Annotated in this window: 20 protein-coding genes and 1 pseudogene; 10 read left to right on the top strand and 11 right to left on the bottom strand. The window is 62.7% G+C overall.

The features are described from left to right. Positions 1-7 precede the first annotated feature (7 nt). Positions 8-151: a hypothetical protein gene (locus JI743_RS02185; RefSeq protein ID WP_201925488.1), complete on the bottom strand. Its 144-nt coding sequence runs from the start codon at positions 149-151 to the stop codon at positions 8-10. 36 nt (positions 152-187) lie between these two features. On the opposite strand from JI743_RS02185, the gene JI743_RS02180 reads away from it, so the two are divergent. The 5 genes from JI743_RS02180 to JI743_RS02160 all read left to right on the top strand — a co-directional run bounded on the left by JI743_RS02180 (position 188) and on the right by JI743_RS02160 (position 6,642). Then, a complete protein-coding gene (locus JI743_RS02180) occupies positions 188-2,050 on the top strand; it encodes a 2-oxoacid:acceptor oxidoreductase subunit alpha (protein WP_201925486.1) in 1,863 nt (620 codons plus the stop codon). After that, on the top strand, positions 2,047-3,084 hold the full coding sequence (locus JI743_RS02175) for a 2-oxoacid:ferredoxin oxidoreductase subunit beta (protein ID WP_201925484.1): 1,038 nt from the start codon (positions 2,047-2,049) through the stop codon (positions 3,082-3,084). Before JI743_RS02180 ends, JI743_RS02175 begins: the two co-directional genes overlap by 4 nt. Before the next feature lie 40 nt (positions 3,085-3,124). Further along, complete coding sequence (locus JI743_RS02170) at positions 3,125-4,081, top strand: metal-dependent hydrolase (protein ID WP_201925482.1); 957 nt, start codon at positions 3,125-3,127, stop codon at positions 4,079-4,081. Between the two features lie 78 nt (positions 4,082-4,159). After that, the gene (locus tag JI743_RS02165; protein WP_201925480.1) at positions 4,160-5,440 is read left to right on the top strand and encodes an SAM-dependent methyltransferase; all 1,281 of its coding nucleotides are present in this window, start codon (positions 4,160-4,162) and stop codon (positions 5,438-5,440) included. Positions 5,441-5,613: 173 nt separating this feature from the next. Further along, on the top strand, positions 5,614-6,642 hold the full coding sequence (locus JI743_RS02160) for a serine hydrolase domain-containing protein (RefSeq protein ID WP_227339701.1): 1,029 nt from the start codon (positions 5,614-5,616) through the stop codon (positions 6,640-6,642). A 12-nt stretch (positions 6,643-6,654) separates the two neighbouring features. Here JI743_RS02160 and JI743_RS02155 read toward each other — a convergent pair whose 3' ends face one another. The 3 genes from JI743_RS02155 to purF are packed head-to-tail and all read right to left on the bottom strand — an operon-like array spanning position 6,655 to position 9,304. Next, a complete protein-coding gene (locus tag JI743_RS02155) occupies positions 6,655-7,047 on the bottom strand; it encodes a hypothetical protein (RefSeq protein ID WP_201925476.1) in 393 nt (130 codons plus the stop codon). Between the two features lie 60 nt (positions 7,048-7,107). Beyond that, positions 7,108-7,842 (bottom strand): SDR family NAD(P)-dependent oxidoreductase, encoded by a 735-nt coding sequence (locus JI743_RS02150; protein WP_201925474.1) that lies wholly within the window; start codon positions 7,840-7,842, stop codon positions 7,108-7,110. A gap of 4 nt (positions 7,843-7,846) precedes the next feature. Then, a complete protein-coding gene (purF, locus tag JI743_RS02145; RefSeq protein ID WP_201925472.1) occupies positions 7,847-9,304 on the bottom strand; it encodes an amidophosphoribosyltransferase in 1,458 nt (485 codons plus the stop codon). A 142-nt stretch (positions 9,305-9,446) separates the two neighbouring features. On the opposite strand from purF, the gene hisI reads away from it, so the two are divergent. The 5 genes from hisI (at position 9,447) to JI743_RS02120 (ending at position 14,241) form a co-directional block, all read left to right on the top strand. Further along, positions 9,447-9,809: a phosphoribosyl-AMP cyclohydrolase gene (hisI, locus tag JI743_RS02140; protein ID WP_201927237.1), complete on the top strand. Its 363-nt coding sequence runs from the start codon at positions 9,447-9,449 to the stop codon at positions 9,807-9,809. A gap of 2 nt (positions 9,810-9,811) precedes the next feature. Further along, the gene (locus JI743_RS02135) at positions 9,812-10,339 is read left to right on the top strand and encodes a hypothetical protein (protein WP_201925470.1); all 528 of its coding nucleotides are present in this window, start codon (positions 9,812-9,814) and stop codon (positions 10,337-10,339) included. Between the two features lie 64 nt (positions 10,340-10,403). After that, positions 10,404-10,835: a MerR family transcriptional regulator gene (locus tag JI743_RS02130; protein WP_201925468.1), complete on the top strand. Its 432-nt coding sequence runs from the start codon at positions 10,404-10,406 to the stop codon at positions 10,833-10,835. A 67-nt stretch (positions 10,836-10,902) separates the two neighbouring features. Further along, positions 10,903-12,702, top strand: coding sequence for an acyl-CoA dehydrogenase C-terminal domain-containing protein (locus JI743_RS02125; RefSeq protein WP_201925466.1), 1,800 nt, complete (start codon positions 10,903-10,905; stop codon positions 12,700-12,702). 45 nt (positions 12,703-12,747) lie between these two features. Further along, positions 12,748-14,241 (top strand): phospholipase D-like domain-containing protein, encoded by a 1,494-nt coding sequence (locus JI743_RS02120; protein WP_201925464.1) that lies wholly within the window; start codon positions 12,748-12,750, stop codon positions 14,239-14,241. A 17-nt stretch (positions 14,242-14,258) separates the two neighbouring features. Here JI743_RS02120 and JI743_RS02115 read toward each other — a convergent pair whose 3' ends face one another. The 7 genes and pseudogenes from JI743_RS02115 to JI743_RS02085 all read right to left on the bottom strand — a co-directional run bounded on the left by JI743_RS02115 (position 14,259) and on the right by JI743_RS02085 (position 20,526). After that, a complete protein-coding gene (locus tag JI743_RS02115) occupies positions 14,259-15,110 on the bottom strand; it encodes an HpcH/HpaI aldolase/citrate lyase family protein (RefSeq protein WP_201925462.1) in 852 nt (283 codons plus the stop codon). A gap of 102 nt (positions 15,111-15,212) precedes the next feature. Further along, positions 15,213-15,662, bottom strand: coding sequence for a MaoC family dehydratase (locus tag JI743_RS02110; protein WP_201925460.1), 450 nt, complete (start codon positions 15,660-15,662; stop codon positions 15,213-15,215). A gap of 132 nt (positions 15,663-15,794) precedes the next feature. Then, positions 15,795-17,738 carry an acetyl/propionyl/methylcrotonyl-CoA carboxylase subunit alpha gene (locus tag JI743_RS02105; protein WP_201925458.1) on the bottom strand — a complete coding sequence of 648 codons (1,944 nt, stop codon included), beginning with the start codon at positions 17,736-17,738 and terminating at the stop codon, positions 15,795-15,797. Between the two features lie 39 nt (positions 17,739-17,777). Beyond that, on the bottom strand, positions 17,778-18,500 hold the full coding sequence (locus JI743_RS02100; RefSeq protein WP_201925456.1) for a CPBP family intramembrane glutamic endopeptidase, BDIM_20840 family: 723 nt from the start codon (positions 18,498-18,500) through the stop codon (positions 17,778-17,780). A gap of 49 nt (positions 18,501-18,549) precedes the next feature. Next, positions 18,550-18,618: pseudogene (locus tag JI743_RS15390) on the bottom strand (biotin carboxylase N-terminal domain-containing protein); the annotation flags it as partial. Continuing rightward, positions 18,615-18,920, bottom strand: coding sequence for a hypothetical protein (locus tag JI743_RS02090; protein ID WP_201925451.1), 306 nt, complete (start codon positions 18,918-18,920; stop codon positions 18,615-18,617). The pseudogene JI743_RS15390 and the gene JI743_RS02090, both read right to left, overlap by 4 nt. Before the next feature lie 10 nt (positions 18,921-18,930). Continuing rightward, positions 18,931-20,526 (bottom strand): carboxyl transferase domain-containing protein, encoded by a 1,596-nt coding sequence (locus JI743_RS02085; protein WP_236659738.1) that lies wholly within the window; start codon positions 20,524-20,526, stop codon positions 18,931-18,933. Between the last annotated feature and the right edge of the window lie 66 nt (positions 20,527-20,592).

The following is a 20,592-nucleotide window of genomic DNA, read 5'->3' as shown; positions in this document are numbered from 1 at the left end:
CTGAACTTTATATATCGCGCCAGCTATTCGGCATCGGCAGCGACATTTCAATCGTGATTTGCAACGCATCGGGGCCGGTGCCGCGGCTTTCCTGTTTGCGGCGCACAATTTTTTCTGAATTGCGGCTTGTTCGCGAGAGGCCTAGGCCCATGTCACAGGTTCGCAAGATTCAAAGGCAGAAGTTTAAATGGCGACAGCGGTAGTGGACAGGGCCGGCGAAGGGCAGGCCCCCCTTTCCGATGCGGTAGTGGTTCGGTTTGCAGGCGACAGCGGCGACGGGATGCAGTTGACCGGCGGGCAGTTTACGCTGTCCTCGGCGCTGGCAGGCAACGACTTTGCGACCTTTCCCGACTTTCCGGCGGAGATCCGCGCGCCGCAGGGGACGCTGTTCGGCGTTTCTGCCTTCCAGATCAATTTCGGCTCGTCGGCGATCGATACCGCGGGCGACGCGCCCGATGTGCTCGTCGCGATGAACCCCGCGGCGCTCAAGACCAACGTCGCGGCGCTCAAGCTCGGCGGACTCATCATCGCCGACGAGGGTGAATTCAACGATCGCAACCTTGCCAAGGCGAAGTATGACAGCAATCCGCTCGAGGATGGCAGCCTTGCCAAATGGCAGCTTTTGAAGCTCAACATCAGCCAGGCGACGCTCGATGCCGTCAAGCCGTTCGGGCTCGGCAACAAGGAAGCGCTGCGCTGCAAGAATATGTGGACGCTGGGGCTCGCGCTATGGATGTTCGACCGCGACCGCCAGCCGCTCATTGACTGGCTGAACGCCAAGTTCGCAAAGCTGCCCGATCTGGCGGCGGCGAACGTCGCCGCTCTCAACGCGGGCCATGCCTATGGCGAGACGGCCGAACTTGCAGGGCCGCTCAAGCAGCATCATGTCGGACCGGCGCCCGTCGAACCCGGCCTTTATCGCACGCTGACCGGCGCCGAAGCCGTCGCACTCGGGCTCGTGGCGGGCGCACAGCTCGCGAAGCTACCGATGTTTTTCGGCGGCTACCCGATCACCCCAGCCTCGGCGATCCTGCACCATCTGTCGCGGCTCAAGGAATATGACGTCACGACCTTTCAGGCCGAGGACGAGATCGCGGCGATCTGTTCGGCCATCGGCGCGAGCTATGGCGGTTCGCTTGGCGTCACGTCGTCGTCGGGGCCGGGTATTGCGCTGAAGGGCGAGGCGATGGGCCTCGCGATCATGACCGAGCTGCCGCTCGTCATCGTCAATTCGCAGCGCGGCGGTCCGTCGACGGGCTTGCCGACCAAAACCGAGCAGTCGGACCTTTATCAGGCGGTCTATGGCCGCAACGGCGATGCGCCGATGCCGGTGATCGCCGCGCGCTCCCCCGCCGACGCCTTCGAGTGCGCGATCGAAGCGTGCCGCGTCGCGGTGCAATATATGACGCCGGTGATGCTGCTGACCGACGGCTATATCGCCAATGCGGCCGAGCCTTGGCATGTGCCCGACCTGACTGCCTATGAAGACTTCCCGGTGCAATTTCTGACCGAGGCGCCCGAAGGCGGCTTCAAACCCTATGGCCGCGACGAAAAGCTGGCGCGCCCGTGGGTCAAGCCCGGCACGCCGGGCCTGCTCCACCGCATCGGCGGGATCGAAAAGGAAATCGACACCGGCCATATCAATTATGCGCCGGCGAACCATCAGGCGATGACCGACATTCGCAAGGCAAAGGTCGACGGTATCAAGGTGCCCGACCAGGGGGTCGAACTCGGCGCCGAGGGCGGCAAGCTGGCGGTTGTCGGCTGGGGTTCGACCTTTGGCCCGATCCACCAGGCGGTGCGCCGCAAGCGTGCCGAAGGGGCGGACGTCAGCCATATCCACATCCGCCATATCTGGCCGCTGCCCGCCAATCTGGGTGAGCTGCTCAAAAGCTATGACAAGGTGATCGTGCCCGAAATGAACACCGGCCAGCTCAAGACCGTGCTGCGCGACCAGTATCTGGTCGATGCGAAGCCGGTGAACAAGGTGTCGGGCCAGCCCTTCACCATTGCCGAAATCGAAAGCGCGATCGAGGAGGCGCTGAAATGAACGAGATGACCACCGTCGCGCGCACGACGACGCTCAAGGATTGGGAAACCGATCAGGAAGTCCGCTGGTGCCCCGGCTGCGGCGACTATGCCATCTTGAAGGCGGTGCAGCGCACCATGCCCGAGATCGGCACGACGCCGGAGAATACCGTGTTCGTCAGCGGTATCGGCTGCTCGTCGCGCTTTCCCTATTATATGGAAACCTATGGCTTCCACACGATCCACGGCCGCGCGCCGGCGTTCGCGACGGGGCTGAAGCTGGCGAATCCCGACCTCGACATCTGGATCGTCACCGGCGATGGCGACGGGCTGTCGATCGGCGGCAACCACACGATGCACCTGATCCGCCGCAATCTCGATTGCCAGATCATGCTGTTCAACAACGAGATTTACGGGCTGACCAAGGGGCAATATTCGCCCACGAGCCGTGTCGGAACGACCAGTCCGTCGACGCCGTTCGGCTCGGTCGACCGGCCCGCGCAGCCCTGCGCCTTCGCGCTCGGTGCGGGCGCGCGTTTCGTGGCCCGCGGTTTCGACGTCTCAAAGGAATTGCCGAACGTTCTCAAGGCCGCACACGCGCACAAGGGCGCGGCGTTCATCGAGATATTCCAGAATTGCATCGTCTATAACAAGGATGTGTTCCAGGATTTCGCCGCTCCCAAGGGCGCCGAGGATCGTCAGCTCTGGCTCCAGAATGGCGAGCCGATGCTGTTCGCAAAGGGCACGAAGGGCATCGCCCTCGACAGCGAAGCACTCGAGCTCAAAGTCGTCGATGTGGTCGACGGCGATTGGCAGGCGGCGGGCGTGATCGTCCATGACGTCACCAACCGCAGCGTCGCGCATATGCTCGTTGAGATGCGCTTCGGCGAATTCCCGATGGCGCTCGGCGTCCTCTACGACGATCCGCGCCCGACCTTCGAAGCCGATGTCGTTCGCCAGAATGCCGCAGCGCGCGAGGGCAAGACCGCCGATCTGCAGAGCCTGCTCAAGAAGGGGCAGACGTGGACGGTGGAAGAGGGCGGTCCTGAACTTTGACGTCTTGCCAGGGGCTTATGGACCGTCTCTATAAGCCTTCATGGACAATCTGACGCACAGTCTGGTCGGCGCACTTCTTGGGCAAATGGGGCTCAAGAAGAAGTCGGCCTATGCAATGCCGACGCTGATCATAGCGGCAAACCTGCCCGACATCGATGCGAGCTGCGCCATCTATGGCATCGAGTCGCTGGCGATGCGGCGCGGAATCACCCACGGGCCGATCGCGCTGATCCTCCTTCCGGTCATATTGTGGGGGATCATATTGGCGTTCGATGCCTGGCAGGTTCGGCGCGGAACGCGACCAGCGCAGCGTGCTCCGCTCCACAAGGGCTGGCTGCTTGTGCTGGCGTTCATCGGATGCTTCAGTCATCCGGCCCTCGATTGGCTGAACAATTACGGTATTCGGCTGCTCGAACCCTTCAGTTCACGCTGGTTCTATGGCGATACGCTGTTCATCATCGATGTCTGGATCTGGGCGGCGCTCGGATTGTCGATCTGGATTTCGTTGCGCCGTGAAGTGCGCGGCGGACAAGACTGGTCGAAGCCGGCGTGGACGGGTTTTCTGGCCGTTTCTGCCTATATCTTCGCCAATGGCCTGATCACCGGCTCGGCCGAGCGAACGGCGCATGACGCGCTGGCGGCTGCGGGCAGGCAGGATATCCTGGTCGTTGCCAGCCCGCCGCCGCTGACCTTCTGGCGCCGCGACATTTTCTGGCGGGCCCAGGATCGTTTTGGCGGCGGCGATTTTGTGCCCGGCGTCGGGGGCTCGATCGATATCAGCGGCACTCTGACCGGAATGGACGATCCGCAGATCGCCGAGTGGGCGAAATCCGATCCGGCGGCGCGCGCATTCCTCTTCTGGGCGCGAATGCCGTTTGCGAAACGCGAAGCGGACGCGATCGTGTTGCACGACCAGCGTTTCGACCATCCGCTGGCGCAGGATCGCTTCACCGTGCGGCTGAAAGCCCCGGATATCAATGCTTCCGAGGCTCCGTAGGCGGCGAAATCTGCGTGGCGTCATGCCGCCGCGGCGTGGCAATTGTCAGAAGCAGCGGATTAGGGCAGGAAGGCGGATATGAACACGCATGTCAGCCCGAAGCGTGGCAGGAGCTTGCTGCGGGCCGACCGGGCCTTCCGGTCGGGCGGGAGCCTTGCGCTGATGACGCGCCTTGTTCCCGCGCGGGTCTTTCATGCGATGCTCGACCGCATCGATGCGGGTCTTGCTGAAGGAACAATCGAGGGCCATTTGCCCGACGGAACATTGCGTATTCTCGGCGGGCGCGGCGCCGGCCCTTTGGCGGTTGTGCATCTCAAGAGCTGGGCCGCGCTGGTCCGCCTTGCGCTGTCGGGATCGGTGGGCTGGTATCGTGCGTGGGACAAGGGCGAATGGACGTCGCCCGATCCGGTGCCGCTGTTCGACCTTTTCATGCGCAACGGCGACGCGCTCGGTCAGGCGGGTCGTGCGCGCGGTCCGTGGCGGCTGCTCAATCGGATGATCCATGCGTTGAATCGCAACAGCCGGCGCGGCGCGCGCCGGAATATTCACGCCCATTATGATTTGGGCAATGATTTCTATCGCTTGTGGCTCGACGATGCGATGAATTATTCCAGCGCGCTGTTCGACGACCCGGAGCAGACGCTGGAAGAGGCCCAGACCACGAAAGTCGACGCGATCCTCGACCGCCTCGACCTGCGGTCGGGCGGGCGGTTGCTCGAAATAGGATGCGGATGGGGCGCTCTGGCTGAACGTGCGGTCGAGCGTCATGACGTGATCTACACCGGAATCACGCTCTCGCCGTCGCAGGCCGATGTCGCATCGGCGCGGCTGAACGCGATAGATTTGACCGCACGATCACGGATTGCACTTTGCGACTACCGCGATGTCGAGGGGCCGTTCGATGCGATCGCCAGCGTTGAAATGGTCGAAGCGGTGGGAGAGGCCTATTGGCCCGCCTATCTCGACGCAATCGCGCGGCTCCTGCGGCCCGGTGGCAAGGCCGCGATCCAGTATATTTCGATGAAGGAGTCGCTGTTCGACCATTATGCGGCGAGCACCGATTTCATCCAGGCCTATATTTTCCCCGGCGGATGCCTGATTTCCGAGAGCCGTTTTCGCGCCTTGGCCGAGGCGCGCGGGCTCGTGTGGCGCGACGTGCGGCATTTCGGTGCCGATTATGCCGAAACGCTCAGACAATGGCGCGAGCGGTTCGACCGCGTCGTGGCAAGCGGAAGCCTCCCGTCGGGGTTCGACGAGCGTTTCGTGCGGCTGTGGCGATTCTATCTGCAATATTGCGAAGGCGGTTTTCGCGGCGGCGGGATCGACGTGGCGCAGGTGACGCTGGAAAAACAAATATAAACAATCGAGGGGAGGCCGTTCTGGTTATGCGACGATATATGGCTGCGGCGTTCATGGGGGCCGCTGCGATGGCGGGCGTTTGCTCCGCATCCGCCCAGACGAGCAACCAATTTCCGGAGGATCTGAACGTGCTTTTCTGGAGCCAAGACCAACGCGATGCAGCCTTTCGGACCATGGAGACCGTCCCGAAGGTAGTGGTGAACCGAATCGCTGCCGGTGGACCGGTCTATCCGTTGCCGGAAGGTGAGCCGCTTGACATCGGTCTCGACGTCGATGCGCATATGGCCGCGCAGCGCAATGCCGGGTTGATCATCGTGCAGGACGGCAAGGTTCGCTTGGAGAAATACGCGCTCGGCTATGATGCAGGCGGGCGCTGGACCAGCTTTTCGGTCGCGAAGAGCTTTACCTCCACGCTCGTCGGTGCCGCCGTCAAGGACGGCTATATCAGGAGCCTCGACGACAAGGTCACGGTCTATATCCCGGACCTTGCCGGCTCGGCCTATGACGACGTCAGCGTTCGCCAGCTGCTGACGATGACGTCGGGGGTCAAATGGAATGAGGATTATACCGATCCCAATTCGGACGTCGCGCGCTTCAGCCTTCAGAAGCCCGTCCCCGGCGAGGACATAACGGTCAGCTATATGAAGACGTTGCCCCGCGAAGCTCCGGCAGGATCAAAGTGGGTTTACAAGACCGGCGAGACCAATTTGATCGGTGTGCTCGTGTCGAGTGCGACGGGTAAGACGCTGTCCGACTATCTCTCCGAAAAGGTCTGGAAGCCGTTCGGGATGGAGCAGGACGGCGTCTGGATGCTCGGTGCGACGGGGCACGAGATCAGCGGCTGCTGCATGTCGGCAAGTTTGCGCGACTATGCGCGTTTCGGCCAGTTCATCTTGAACGGAGGCATCGCGGGTGGCGAAAAAATTCTCCCTGACGACTGGCTGGCTTCGGCGACGACCAAGCGGGCGGACATCGACGTGCCGGGCCGCGGCTATGGCTATCAGTGGTGGACCAACGACGACGGAAGTTTCGCTGCCCAGGGCATTTTCGGGCAGGGGATTTTCATCGACCCGGCGCGGAAGTTGGTGATCGCTTCGAACGGGAATTGGCCGACTGCGACCGACCCGGAAGGCGTAGGAACTGCGCGCGAGACATTTTACAAGACGGTGCAGGCCGCTATCGACCGCGAATCCGCGCCTTAGCGGGCAGCACTCTCACGCAGGATGGACAGGCGCCAGCGCCGATGCGCGCTGCGCGGCCCATGCTGCGGCCAGCGGAATGACGATGCCGATCGCCATGACCCACCACTGGTCTGCCAGCGTCACGGCGCGGTAGAGGCTCGCCCCGAGTATCGCGCCCGCGACGACCCAGCCGGCGCCTGAATTGCCCGACACGCGCATCGCGAGCCAGCTTCCCGCGAAGGTGCCGACAAACCAGCCGATGAAGAGCGCGATTGTCGAACCGATGGGGATCAAAACTTCGCCCGTCGACGGATCATAGACATCGGGCGACAGCGCGCTCCCGGCATATTGCGCAATCCAGAGAAGCGCGAAGGCAACCAATATGCCGGCCATCGTCCCGGCAATGCCGCGCACGGTCGAATTCATTGTGCGAACCCCTGATGTTCCAAACCGCAGCCCTTGTGCCACTGGAACGCAAAAAGTGCGTTAAGCGTCGGCCATGACTTTGGGCAATTCGTGGAATGCCGTGCTGTCGAAGCCCTCGGCCATCATGCGGGCGACAAACTCGCCGACCGCTGACGGTTCCTTTATGCTTTGCGGATCTTCGCCGGGATAGGCGCGAGCGCGCATTTGCGTGCGTGTCGCGCCGGGGTTGAGGATCGCGGTGCGAACGCCCGAAATATTCTGCATTTCTGCGCCGTAGCTGGTGACAAGCGCCTCGAACGCCGCCTTCGACGCCGCATAGGCACCCCAATAGGCCCGCGGGCTGCGCGCAACGCTGCTCGACAGGGCAACAAGACGGCCGTTCGAAGCGCGGCGGAGCAGTGGATCGAAATTGGCGATCAGCGCTTGTTGCGCGATCAGGTTGAGCGTCAGGAGGCGATTGAATTCCTTGCCGTCGATCGCGGCCACCGGCGTCAGCGTTCCGAGCATCGCGGCATTGAGCACGAGCATGTCGAGCTTGTTCCAGCGTTCGGCCATCGCGCTCGCAAGGCGCGCAATGCTGTCGCCGTCGGTCAGATCGAGCGGCGCGATCGTCGCGCTGCCGCCAGCATCGTGGATGCGATCCTCCAGCGCCTCGAGCCCGCCAGCCGTGCGCGCCGTGATGACGACGTGGGCGCCGCGCGTCGCGAGTGAATAGGCGATGGCCTCGCCAATACCGCGGCTCGCCCCGGTGACGAGCGCAACCTGCCCGCCCAATTCTTCGGTTTTCGTGGTCATTTCGTCAGACAACCCGCTCGGCAAGAAGCGAAAACTGATCCTCGAGACTGTTTTCGTCAAAGTCGGTCAGCGTCGTCGGATAATCGCCCGTGAAACAGGCGTCGCAATATTGCGGGCAATCGTCGGCGCGCCTTGCTTCACCGAGCGCGCGATATAGCCCGTCGATCGTCAAGAACGACAGGCTGTCGGCATTAATGAAGTTCGCCATCTGTCCCACCGTCATCTGCGCGGCGAGCAGCTTCGCGCGTTCGGGTGTGTCGACACCATAGAAGCAGCTGTGCGACGTCGGCGGGCTAGCGATGCGCATATGCACCTCGGCCGCCCCGGCATCGCGCATCATCTGGACGATTTTCAGGCTGGTCGTGCCGCGAACGATCGAATCGTCGATGAGGACGATGCGCTTGCCCGCAATCAGCGCGCGGTTGGCATTGTGCTTGAGCTTGACGCCAAGGTGGCGAACCTTGTCGCCCGGCTGGATGAAGGTGCGGCCGACATAGTGCGAGCGAATAATGCCGAGTTCGAACGGAATCCCCGATTCCTGGGCATAGCCGATCGCCGCGGGCGTCCCCGAATCGGGGACCGGGATGACCAGATCGGCCTCGACCGGATTCTCGCGTGCCAGTTCCGCGCCGATCGCCTTGCGCACCGAATAGACGCTCGTCCCGTCGACTATCGAATCGGGGCGCGAGAAATAGACATATTCGAAGATGCACGGACGCGCGGGGCGCTCGGCAAAGGGATGGTGCGACGTGAGTTCGCCCTCGCGGATGATGACGAGCTCGCCCGGCTCAACCGAGCGGACGAACTCGGCGCCGACAACATCGAGCGCCACCGTTTCTGACGCCAGAATATGCGCGTTGCCGAGCTTGCCGATGACCAACGGGCGGATGCCGAGCGGGTCGCGGCAGCCGATCATGCCTTCTGCGGTCAAGCAGATCAGCGAATAGGCCCCCTCGACCTGCTTCAGCGCGTCGATGAACCGGTCGAGCAGGGTGCGGTAATTGGAGGTGGCGACGAGGTGGATGATGACTTCGGTGTCGCTCGTCGATTGGAAGATGGATCCACGGCGAACCAATATCTTGCGCAGCGCCGTGGCGTTGGAGATGTTGCCGTTATGCGCGACCGCGAAGCCGCCGGTAGCGAGGTCGGCAAACAGCGGTTGTACGTTGCGAAGCGCCGTCTCGCCGGTCGTCGAATAGCGTACATGGCCGATCGCCGAGCTGCCCGCGAGTTGGCGCATGATATCGTCGCGGTCGAAATTGCCCGCGACGTGGCCCATCGCGCGATGGGTATGAAATTCCTTGCCGTCGAAGGCCGTGATGCCGGCGGCTTCCTGACCACGGTGCTGGAGGGCATGGAGCCCCAACGCCACGACCGCGGCCGCGCTTTCGGCGCCGTGAATACCAAAGACGCCGCACTCCTCGCGGAGCTTGTCGTCGTCAAAAGGATGGGTCGTCAGCATTTCGTTCCGGGGGCAGGGGGCTGGGACTGCCGCGCATATAGGGGCCGCAATCGCAAATGTCGCCCCCCCAATTTGGACTCTTTGATGACAGCGACCAGTCTTGGCTTGGCAGCGACAGTTTTCCTGCCCTAAAGCCGAATTCATGGATCAGGCCCGTGACGAATCCGCCCGTTTTGACCCGCGTTTTGACGCAGCGGGTCTGGTAACCGCGATTGTCGTCGATGCCGCCTCCGGCGACATATTGATGGTGGCACATATGAATGACGCGGCGATTGCAAAGACGCAGGCGACCGGATTGGCGCATTTCTGGTCGCGCTCGCGCGGCCGCCTTTGGCAAAAAGGCGAGACCTCGGGAAATGTGCTGACGGTCGTCGACCTTCGCGTCGACTGCGATCAGGATGCGTTGCTGCTGCGCGTCGAGCCATCGGGGCCGGCCTGTCATACCGGACGAAAAAGCTGCTTTTACCGCAGGATAGAGCCTGACGGCCGATTGGTGTTCTTGTAACAATGGCTAGGTTGGCGTTGCTGTGCACGGTCGCGCTGCTGGCGGCATGTGATCGTCATCCGAATAGCGGCGGAGCGGTCGATCTCGAGAACCCGCTCGAAATAGCAGCGCGAGAACGCGGACTCGTCCATAACCCGTCGGCAGACCCGTCGGGCGTACTCGAGCGACGCCACGATCTGGGTCGCGACGTGATGTGCATTGTTCCCGATGGACAAGATGAATGGCGTTTCGTGCTCTCGGCATCCTTCGGTACCGAACTGACGTGCAGCGCTTCCGGCGGGATAGGGCGCGAGGGCGACAGTTGGCGCCTTGCATTTTCAGGGCACGACGGTTGTGAACTCGTCGTTTACGAGGAGGGTGACGAGTTGCGCCTGCCCGGAACCTTTCCCGAACAATGCGAAAAACTGTGCTCCGACCGCATTTCGCTCCGCGGATTGCGCCTTCCGCGCGCAAGCTGGTCGGCGGACGATGCCCGACGCTTGCAGATACCCGATAACCGGGGCAATATGGGCACGCCCTGCCGTGATTGAAGCGGTGGTTTCTGGCCCGCTGCGCGGCCTTGACGTTCACGTCAACGGAAACTAGTCTTCGCGCATGACCGACACCTACGGCCACGCGCATATCGATACGCCCGATCATCTGGGCCGCGAACAATATAGTATTACCGATCTGTCGACCGAATTCGGTGTGACGGCGCGGGCGCTGCGTTTCTACGAAGATGAGGGGCTGATCAGTCCATCGCGCAAGGGACTGTCGCGTATCTATTCGAAGCGCGATCGCGCCCGTCTTGCCTGGATTTTGCGTGCCAAGCGCACGGGGTTCAGCCTAGCCGACATCCGCGAGATGATCGATCTTTACGACGTCGGGGACGGCCGCAAATTGCAGCGGCAGGTGACGATTGAAAAGTGCCAGGAACGGATTGCGCTGTTGCAACGTCAGCGCGATGATATCGATAGCGCGGTCGATGAGCTGACGCGATTCATCGAAACGGTCCGAAAAGTCGACGCCAAGCAAAAGGCGCGCTGACCTTCGCTTTCGCCGCCTCCCCGGGCAAGCTATATTCTCTCACCGCTGATTTTCAGAAAGTATCCGCATGCCTGTTTATCGCGCCCCCGTTCAGGACACGCTTTTCCTGATCAACGATGTCCTCGGCATCGAACGTTATGCCAATCTGCCGGGCTTTCAAAATGCGACCCCCGACATGGTCGAGGCGGTGCTCACCGAAGCGGGCAAGTTCTGCGAAGAGGTGCTTTTCCCGATCAACCAGTCGGGCGATCTGGAGGGCTGTACGCGTCACGACGACGGGTCGGTCACCACGCCTGAGGGCTTCAAGGAAGCGTATAAGGCCTATTGTGATGCCGGCTGGACGCTACTCACCCAGCCTGAAGAGTTTGGCGGACAAGGCCTCCCGCACATTGTCGGCTTTCCGGTCGAAGAGTTTCGCATGGCCGCCAACCAGGCGTTCGCCATGTATCCAGGCCTGACCCAGGCCGCGATTGCCGCCATTCTCGTCAAGGGCTCGGACGAGCAGAAGGCAACCTATGTCCCCAAGATGGTGTCGGGTGAATGGGGCGGGACGATGAACCTGACCGAACCGCACTGCGGCACCGACCTCGGCCTCATCCGAACGCGCGCGGTGCCGAACGGCGACGGCAGCTATGCAGTCACGGGCACCAAGATCTTCATTTCGTCGGGCGAGCATGACCTGACCGAGAATATCGTCCATCTCGTGCTCGCAAAGACCCCCGACGCGCCCGACAGCGTGAAGGGGATTTCGCTCTTCATCGTCCCCAAATTCCTTGTCAACGCCGATGGCAGCCTTGGCGAGCGCAACAGCCTGTCGTGCGGGTCGATCGAGCACAAGATGGGCATCCACGCCAACTCGACCTGCGTGATGAATTACGACGGTGCGACCGGCTGGATGGTGGGCGAGGAGAATAAGGGTCTCGCCGCGATGTTCGTGATGATGAACGCGGCGCGCCTGGGCGTGGGTATCCAGGGGTTGGGACAGGCCGACATCGCGTTCCAGAATGCCGTCGCCTATGCGCAGGACCGTCGCCAAGGGCGTGCGCTCACCGGCCCCCAGGATCCGCAGGAAAAGGCCGATCCCTTGTTCGTGCACCCCGATATTCGCCGGATGCTGATGGATTCGAAGGCCTTTGTCGAAGGACTGCGCGCACTGTGCATCTGGGGCGCACTGCAGGTCGACCTGTCGCACGTCGCCGAAAGCGAGGAGGAGCGGCAGCAGGCCGACGACCTCGTCAGCCTGCTGACGCCGGTGATCAAGGGCTATGGCACCGACAAGGGCTATGAAGTCGCGACCAACGCGCAGCAGGTGTTCGGCGGCCACGGCTACATCGAGGAACATGGCATGAGCCAATATGTCCGCGATGCGCGCATCACGATGATCTACGAGGGCGCGAACGGCGTGCAGGCGATGGACCTCGTCGGTCGCAAGCTTGCGCAGAACGGCGGCCGCGCGGTCCAGCTTCTCTTCGCGACGATTGACGCCGAATGTGCCGACGCGAAAGACGGGCCGCTCGCCGATTTCGCGACGCGCCTCGAAAAGGCGAATGGCGAACTCAAGGCGGCAACCATGTGGTTCATGCAAAATGGCATGACCAACCCCGACAATGTCGGTGCGGGTGCGTATCATTATATGCATGTTATGGGGATCGTTTCCTTAGGACTCATGTGGTTGCGGATGGCGACGGCGGCGCAGGCGGCGCTCGACGAAGGGCGCGGCAGCAAGGCGTTCCTCGAAGCGAAGCTCGTCACCGCGCGCCATTTCGCCGAACGCTTCATGCCCGACGCCGGCGCGCTGCGGCGCAAGATCGAGGCGGGAAGCGAAGCGATGATGGCGCTGACGCCGGAGCAGTTTCACGCGGCCTGACCGCCCGGCACGCAACCATCGCCGCCGCCATGCGTGTCGGCGGCGATGACCGATACTGTCCCCCCCATCGTCGCCGAGGGGCGCAATTGCTGGCGAATAGAAGGCGCCGACGCGGCCCGCCTGATCGTCGATGCCGCCGACTATTACGCGCTGCTTGCCCGCCTGATGGATGGCGCAAAGGAGCGCGTGCTGTTGATCGGCTGGGATTTCGACCCGCGCATCTCGCTGTTGCCGGGCAGCGACGGCAAGGGCGAATCGCTCGGCCATTACATGCTCCGCCTGGCGAAAGAGCGCCCCGACCGCGACATCGACATTTTGCGATGGAATTTCGGCGCGCTCAAACATTTCGCGATCCCGCGCATCCTCGCGATGGTGCTGCGCTGGAAAGTGACGCGGTCGATCAGCTTCCGGCTCGACAGCGCGCATCCCGTAGGATGCAGCCATCATCAGAAGGTCGCGGTTTTCGACGACCATCTGGCGGTGTGCGGCGGGATCGACGTGGGCTCGCGTCGCTGGGACACGCGCGCACATCGCGACGACGAGCCCTGCCGCGTCGCGCCCGACGGCGCCACTTACATGCCCTGGCACGATTCGACGATGATGCTCGCGGGCAAGGTCGGCGAAGCGCTCGCCGAACTCGGCAACGAGCGCTGGCAGCGCGCGACGCGCAAACCGCTGCGCGATCTGAGCGGCGTTGGCGAGAATTGGCCCGACGACCTCGATCCGCATTTTCGCAACGTCGACGTTGCGATTTCGCGCACGCGCGCCGAATATGACGGGTGCGAGCCGGTGCGCGAGATCGAGCAACTCTATCTCGACATGATCGCGGCAGCCAAGCGCTTCGTTTATATCGAAAATCAATATTTCACCTGCGCGACCATGGCGGCCGCAATCGCCGAACGCCTCGACGAAGACGATGCGCCCGAATTTGTCCTGGTGATGCCCGAGACTGCCGACGGCTGGCTCGAGCAAAAGGCGATGGACGCCGCGCGTGTCGTGCTGGTCCGCCAGATCGCGAAAGCGCGCCACGGCGACCGGCTGCGCATCTATGTCCCGCGCACCGCAGGCGGCCAGCCCATCTATGTCCATTCCAAGACGACGATCATCGACGACCGCGTGATCCGTGTGGGGTCGGCGAACCTCAACAACCGTTCGATGGCGCTCGACAGCGAATGCGATGTCACCATCGACGTCGGCCTTGCCGCCAATCGCGATGTCGGTCCGACCATCCGGATGCTGCGCGAATCGCTGCTCGCCGAGCATCTGGGCGTCGATCCGGACGATGTTGCGCGGCGTTTCGACGCGTGTGGCTCGCTCATCGAAACGGTCGACTCGCTGCGGGGGAAGGGGCGGACGCTCGACCGCCTCGACCTGACCGCACCCGGCCCGCTCGACGAGTTCATTGCGGAGAATGAACTGCTCGACCCCGCCAGTCCCGACCAGATGTTCGAAGGCTTTGCCGCGCGCGGACTTCGCAAGCATTGGCGGCGCGGCAAGAAATGGGCGAAACGCCACCGCCCATTTCGCGGCAAGCGTTAGCGGCCAGGGTCAGAACCCTAGTCGGCAAGCGACAATATGTGAAGCGCCTGCTTGAGATGCGGCGCATCGACCATCTTTCCGTCGACCTGCAACACGCCCGCGCCGGGGCTTGCGGCAAAGGCGTCGACAATCGCCTGCGCGCGGTGGACCTCTTCGACAGAGGGGGTGAAGGCAGCGTTGATCGGTGCCACCTGCGACGGGTGGATCGCCATCATGCCGGTAAAGCCATCGCGGCGCGCGCGGGCGGCATAGGTTGCGAGGCCGGCTTCATCCTTGATCGCCGGAAATACGGTGTCGATGGCGGCCACGCCCGCCGCGTGCGCGGCAAAGAGCGTCAGAGCGCGGACGACGCGATAAGGGTCGGTGTAATTTCCATCATCCTCACGGCTCGTCGCCGCACCGATGGCGGCAGGCAGGTCCTCCGCGCCCCAGGTGAGGCCAGCGAGGCGGCTCTTTGCCTCGCGGTAGCTGCCGAGCGTGAAGACCGCCGTGGGGGTTTCGGTCGCTATCGGCAGGATTGCCGGAAGCGATGCCGCATCGCTGCCTTCGCTGCGCAGGATGGTATCGAGCTGCGCGATGCTCGGTGCGCCTTCTGCCTTCGGGAGCATGATCGCGTCGGGGCGTGCGTCGACGATGGCGGCGACGTCCGCCGCCGTCATATGCCCGTCGAGCGGGTTGACGCGAACGAGCGTGAACACCGCGCGCGCGCCCGCAAGATAATCGGCGACATGGCCGCGCGCGGCCTCCTTGTTGGCGAGCGCAACCGAATCTTCCAGATCGAGGATGATCGCGTCGGCGCCCGAAGCCGCGGCCTTGGCGAAACGCTCGGGGCGGTCGCCCGGGACGAAGAGGAGCGAGCGGAGTCTCATGCCATCACCTATGCCGTTCGTGTCGAGCGAAGTCGAGACATGCGAGGGGTCAGTGGTTCTCGACTTCGCTCGAACCAAGGGTCCTGACCCCAAGGGGACGATTCAGTCTTTTCGCTTGATCAGCGCCGAGCGTTCGCACTGGCACACAATTTCGTCGCGCTGGTTGATCGCCTTGTGCAGGAAGGTGACGATCCCGGCGTTGGGCCGCGATTTCGATTCCTTGAGCGCGATCACCTCGCTCGTCGCGCGGAGCGTGTCGCCGATGAACACGGGCTTGGGCATCACGAGCTTGTCATAGCCGAGGTTCGCGACGAGCGTGCCGAGCGTCGTGTCGCCGACCGACAGCCCGACCATCAGGCTGAAGGTGAAGGTGCCGTTGACGAGGATCTGCCCGAACTCGGACGCCTTCGCCGCTTCGACGTCGAGGTGCAACGGCTGGGGATTGTGCGTCATCGTCGTGAACAGAAGATTGTCGGTTTCGGTCACCGTGCGCCGGATGTCGTGGGTCAGCGTGGCGCCGATGGTCCATTCGTCGAAAAATTTGCCGGCCATTCTTTAGCTCCCAAAAATCGTGATGCTGAGTTTGTTACAGCATCCATGGCCTGTTCTTTCGTCTGGCGCGGCGTTGAACGTAACGACCGGCGATGGACCCCGGATCAAGTCCGGGGTGACGAACAACAGGGTCTATTCTTCTGCCGCGTCGATCTTCACCAGCAACGCTTCGACCTGCACCTGCGCCCCGGCGACCGCGTTGAGTTCGGCGACGACCCCGTCGAAGGGCGCGGTCAGGCTGTGCTCCATCTTCATTGCTTCGAGGGTGAGCAGTTTCTGGCCCTTCACGACAGTGTCGCCCGCCGCGACTTCGACCGCGATGATCTTGCCGGGCATGGGAGAGAGGATTGCGCCGTCGCCCGCCGTGCCGGCGGTGCCGCCATGGAAACGCGACTCCAGAGTGAAGCGATGGACAAACCCCTCGCCCAGTCGGCTCCATGCGTCGCCATAGCGGCCGTAGTGCTTGTTCCGATTGCCAAGAAGCGGTTCGGCCAGCCTGACGCTGGTTGGCTCGCCATCGACGGTCATCCGGATCAGGCGGTTGGGAGCATTGTTTAGTCGAAAACCAAATAAGCTATTCAGTCGTGAACTATTGTGCACCGACCAATCGGGAGAGCCATCGGGCCTTTGAAGCGGCGATCGCATTGGATCGCCGCTCTCCGCTCGGAGCAGGTTCAAGACGCCTGCGCTCTTCTCGGCATCGTCAACAGGGGGCGCCGTAGTCAGTGCATCCACTTTGCGCTGGATCAATCCTGTATCGAAATTGCCCGCTATGAAGTCCTCGTCCAGAAGGCATGAGCCGAGAAACGCTGCATTGGTTTTGACGGGCCAAACCTGAACTTGGCGAACAGCTTCAAGCAATCGATATCCGGCCGCGTGTCGATTTGGCCCCGATGTGATGAGCTTGGCGATCATCGGGTCATAGTAGGGCGAGATCGAATCACCTAGTTCGACGCCCGAGTCGATGCGGGCTCGATAACCCAAGTCGAACTCGACGAGCGTGCCAGTGCTTGGAAGGAAACCCGTTGTGGGATCCTCGGCATAAAGCCGCGCCTCCATCGCCCAGCCGTCGATGGCAAGCTCGTCCTGCGCCAGCGGGATAGGTTCGCCGCTCGCGACGCGGAGTTGCCATTCGACAAGGTCGACGCCGGTGATTTCCTCGGTCACCGGATGTTCGACCTGCAACCGCGTGTTCATTTCCATGAACCAGATGCGGTCGGCGCGCAGGCCTTCGGAGGCGTCGGCGATGAACTCGATCGTTCCCGCGCCGACATAATCGACGGCTTTTGCTGCGCGTACCGCGGCGGCGCACAGCTCGGCGCGCGTCGCGTCGTCCATGCCGGGAGCAGGGGCCTCCTCGATCACCTTCTGATGGCGGCGCTGAAGCGAGCAGTCGCGCTCGAACAGATGGACGACATTGCCGTGCGTGTCGCCGAATATCTGCACCTCGATATGACGCGGGGTGAGGATATATTTCTCGATCAGCACATGGTCGTTGCCGAACGACGCCGCCGCCTCGCGCTGGCACGAGGCGAGCGCGTCGGCGAAGTCGGCGGCGCTGTCGACCTTGCGCATCCCCTTGCCGCCGCCGCCAGCCACGGCCTTGATCAGCACGGGGTAGCCGATTTCGGCCGCCTGTTCGGCGAGATAGCCGGGGTCCTGATTTTCGCCCATATAGCCGGGGGTGACGGGCACCCCCGCTTCGGCCATCAGCTTCTTGGCGGCATCCTTCAGTCCCATCGCGGTGATCGACGAAGGTTTCGGCCCGACCCAGATCAGCCCGGCGTCGATGACGGCCTGCGCGAATTCGGCATTTTCGGAGAGGAAGCCGTAGCCCGGATGGATCGCCTGTGCGCCCGTCGCTTGCGCCGCGGCGATGATCTTGTCGCCGACAAGATAGGATTCGCGCGCCGGCGACGGCCCGATATGCACCGCCTCGTCGGCTTGCCGGACGTGAAGCGCCTTGGCATCGGCGTCCGAATAGACCGCGATGGTCCGAATGCCCATTTCGCGCGCGGTTCGAATGATCCGGCAGGCAATCTCGCCGCGATTGGCGATGAGGAGGGATTGGATCATTGGTCTTTGCTCATTCCGAAATGCAGAAGGGAGGCATCGTTACACCATTGCCAAGATCGAATTGCCGAAATTGTGCATGACGACGGGCAGCAATAGACTGCCAGTGCGTTCGCGCAACCAGACGACCAGCAGCGAAGGAACGGCGGTGAGCGCCATCGTCAGCGCATCGAAACTCGCGCCACCGTCCGCCGAATAGCTGAATGCATGGGCAAGACCGAAAAGCGCGGACGACAGCATCGCACTCCAGCCCCAGTCGATACCCAGCGCGCGCACGCGGCCACGAAAGGCCTCGTTGAGCGCGAGTAACAATATGCCGCGATAGAATGGCTCTTCTTCAAGCCCGGGCATGGTGAGCTGAAACGCGATTCGTTCGGCCGACGCTTCCTGATTGGGGAAGACAAGCGCCAGCCCCAGCATGAACAGGCAATATAGAAGTACGGCAAGTGCGGCGCTCTTGGCCGATCCGGGCGCTTGCACAAGCGTCAGGCCCGACCGGCGCCATCCAAATGCGGGGTGCGCCGCGATGGCCAGTGTCGCGGCGAGCGCGAGCAACTTGCCTTGCCAGTTCCAATCCGAACCCTCGAACAGGTCGGGCAAGAGCCCATAGAGATTTGTGAGCAAGGCGTCATTGATGAAGACGATGAGGGCGGCGGCGAAAAGCCAGCGCGGCGCAAAATTGGACCGCCTCGCCAAACCGAGTGCAAAACCAGCGGCAAGCAGCATGGCGATGATGATCAGGATTGAAATCAGCGAGTTGGGCATTGTGTCACCCTATGGTCGCGGCGATGATCTTGTCGCCGACAAGATGGGATTTGCGCGCGGTGCGAATGATCCGGCAGGCGATCTCGCCGCGATTGGCGATGAGGAGGGATTGGATCATGCGTTGGTGCTCACTTCGAAATGCAGGACTGTCGGTTCCTGCTCGATTAAAAAATCCGCGTCGAAATCATAATATTTCGCAGCGTCGAGCGGGCTTCCGGCGAAGGCTTCGATTGCCTGGTAACTATCCCAAAACGTCAGCATTTCGAAATGAACCAGCGCACCGTCTTCTCTTGTCAGACACCACGCACCGCGATTGCCGACGATCGACTGATAATCCGGAATCGCGACTTCGATCATCAGCCTGCGGTAGGCGTCGGACTTTTCGCGGAGAACGATACCGTGCCAGCGACGGGCAATCATTGCAGCACCCTTACATTCTGAACACGCCGAACCCGCGGTCTTCGACCGGGGCGTTCAGCGTTGCGGCGAAGGCGAGGCCCAGCACGTCGCGCGTCTGCGCGGGGTCGATGATGCCATCGTCCCACAGGCGCGCGGTGGCGTGATAGGGATTGCCTTCATCCTCATATTTCTGGCGGATCGGCGCCTTGAAGGCTTCGGCTTCCTCCGCCGTCCATTTGTCGGCGTCGCGGTGGACGGTCGCCAGCACGCTCGCCGCCTGCTCGCCGCCCATCACGCTGATCCGCGCATTGGGCCAGGTGAAGAGGAAGCGTGGGCTATAGGCGCGCCCGCACATGCCGTAATTGCCCGCGCCGAAGCTGCCGCCGATCAGCACCGTGATTTTCGGCACGGTGGCCGTTGCCACGGCTGTCACCAGCTTTGCCCCATGTTTTGCAATACCTTCTGCCTCATATTTCCCACCGACCATGAAGCCGCTGATATTCTGGAGGAAAAGGAGGGGAATGCGCCGCTGCTGCGCCAGTTCGATGAAATGCGCGCCCTTGACCGCGCTTTCGCTGAACAGCACGCCATTGCTGGCGAGGATCGCGACGGGGATGCCCCAGATGTGCGCGAAGCCGCAAACGAGCGTGCTGCCGTAGTTCGCCTTGAACTCGTGAAACTCGCTGGCATCGACGATGCGCGCGATCACCTCGTGGACGTCATAGGGCGCGCGGACATCCTCGGGGATGATGCCGTAGAGCTCTTCGGGGTCATATTTGGGCGGGCGCGGTTCTCTAATCCCGTTCGCATCGAGCGAAGCCGAGATGCCCATCGCACGCGCATGACCGCCCGGTGTCTCGACTTCGCTCGACACGAACGGACCAGAGAGGTGCGACATAATATCGCGCACGATCGTCAGCGCATGTTCGTCATTCTCGGCGAGATGGTCGACGACGCCCGACTTCTTCGCGTGCAGATCGCCGCCGCCGAGGTCTTCGGCGCTGATTTCCTCGCCAGTTGCGGCCTTCACGAGCGGCGGTCCGGCGAGGAAGATCGTGCCCTGGCCCCGCACGATCACCGTCTCGTCCGACATCGCGGGCACGTAAGCGCCGCCCGCGGTGCAGCTTCCCATCACGCAGGCGATCTGCGGGATGCGCTTTGCCGACATATTCGCCTGGTTGAAAAAGATGCGCCCGAAATGGTCGCGGTCGGGAAATACCTCGGCCTGATGCGGCAGGTTCGCGCCGCCGCTATCGACAAGGTAGATGCAGGGCAGGCGGTTCGCCTCGGCAATCTCCTGCGCGCGGAGATGCTTCTTGACCGTCATCGGATAATAGGTGCCGCCCTTTACCGTCGCGTCGTTGCAGACGATCATCGCCTGTCGCCCCGACACACGGCCAATGCCGGCGATCATCCCGGCGCCGGGCACTTCGCCGCCATACATGTCGCACGCCGCGAGCTGGCCGATTTCGAGAAAGGGCGAGCCGGGATCGAGCAGCCGCTCGACGCGCTCGCGCGGGAGCAGCTTGCCGCGGCTCGTATGGCGTTCGCGCGATTTTTCGCTGCCTCCAAGCGCCGAGGCGGCAACCCGCGCCCACAGATCGTCGCGAAGCGCGCGATTGTGCATCGAACGCGCCTGCGTTGCCGCGTCGTCGGCGTTATAAAGCGTCGTAAGAACCGGTGCGGCCACTGC

Source organism: Sphingopyxis jiangsuensis (assembly GCF_016734905.1).
In the GTDB taxonomy this organism is placed as follows: domain Bacteria; phylum Pseudomonadota; class Alphaproteobacteria; order Sphingomonadales; family Sphingomonadaceae; genus Sphingopyxis; species Sphingopyxis jiangsuensis.
This window is presented reverse-complemented; position numbering and strand designations above follow the sequence as displayed.

Coding starts and splice junctions, on each gene's coding strand:
- JI743_RS02185 (WP_201925488.1), bottom strand. CDS start 151: ATGGGCCTAGGCCTCTCGCGAACAAGCCGCAATTCAGAAAAAATTGTG.
- JI743_RS02160 (WP_227339701.1), top strand. CDS start 5,614: ATGGAGACCGTCCCGAAGGTAGTGGTGAACCGAATCGCTGCCGGTGGA.
- JI743_RS02150 (WP_201925474.1), bottom strand. CDS start 7,842: ATGACCACGAAAACCGAAGAATTGGGCGGGCAGGTTGCGCTCGTCACC.
- JI743_RS02130 (WP_201925468.1), top strand. CDS start 10,404: ATGACCGACACCTACGGCCACGCGCATATCGATACGCCCGATCATCTG.
- JI743_RS02100 (WP_201925456.1), bottom strand. CDS start 18,500: ATGCCCAACTCGCTGATTTCAATCCTGATCATCATCGCCATGCTGCTT.
- JI743_RS02170 (WP_201925482.1), top strand. CDS start 3,125: ATGGACAATCTGACGCACAGTCTGGTCGGCGCACTTCTTGGGCAAATG.
- hisI (WP_201927237.1), top strand. CDS start 9,447: ATGGATCAGGCCCGTGACGAATCCGCCCGTTTTGACCCGCGTTTTGAC.
- JI743_RS02155 (WP_201925476.1), bottom strand. CDS start 7,047: ATGAATTCGACCGTGCGCGGCATTGCCGGGACGATGGCCGGCATATTG.
- JI743_RS02085 (WP_236659738.1), bottom strand. CDS start 20,526: ATGCACAATCGCGCGCTTCGCGACGATCTGTGGGCGCGGGTTGCCGCC.
- purF (WP_201925472.1), bottom strand. CDS start 9,304: ATGCTGACGACCCATCCTTTTGACGACGACAAGCTCCGCGAGGAGTGC.
- JI743_RS02175 (WP_201925484.1), top strand. CDS start 2,047: ATGAACGAGATGACCACCGTCGCGCGCACGACGACGCTCAAGGATTGG.
- JI743_RS02115 (WP_201925462.1), bottom strand. CDS start 15,110: ATGAGACTCCGCTCGCTCCTCTTCGTCCCGGGCGACCGCCCCGAGCGT.
- JI743_RS02165 (WP_201925480.1), top strand. CDS start 4,160: ATGAACACGCATGTCAGCCCGAAGCGTGGCAGGAGCTTGCTGCGGGCC.
- JI743_RS02090 (WP_201925451.1), bottom strand. CDS start 18,920: ATGATTGCCCGTCGCTGGCACGGTATCGTTCTCCGCGAAAAGTCCGAC.
- JI743_RS02120 (WP_201925464.1), top strand. CDS start 12,748: ATGACCGATACTGTCCCCCCCATCGTCGCCGAGGGGCGCAATTGCTGG.
- JI743_RS02110 (WP_201925460.1), bottom strand. CDS start 15,662: ATGGCCGGCAAATTTTTCGACGAATGGACCATCGGCGCCACGCTGACC.
- JI743_RS02125 (WP_201925466.1), top strand. CDS start 10,903: ATGCCTGTTTATCGCGCCCCCGTTCAGGACACGCTTTTCCTGATCAAC.
- JI743_RS02135 (WP_201925470.1), top strand. CDS start 9,812: ATGGCTAGGTTGGCGTTGCTGTGCACGGTCGCGCTGCTGGCGGCATGT.
- JI743_RS02180 (WP_201925486.1), top strand. CDS start 188: ATGGCGACAGCGGTAGTGGACAGGGCCGGCGAAGGGCAGGCCCCCCTT.
- JI743_RS02105 (WP_201925458.1), bottom strand. CDS start 17,738: ATGATCCAATCCCTCCTCATCGCCAATCGCGGCGAGATTGCCTGCCGG.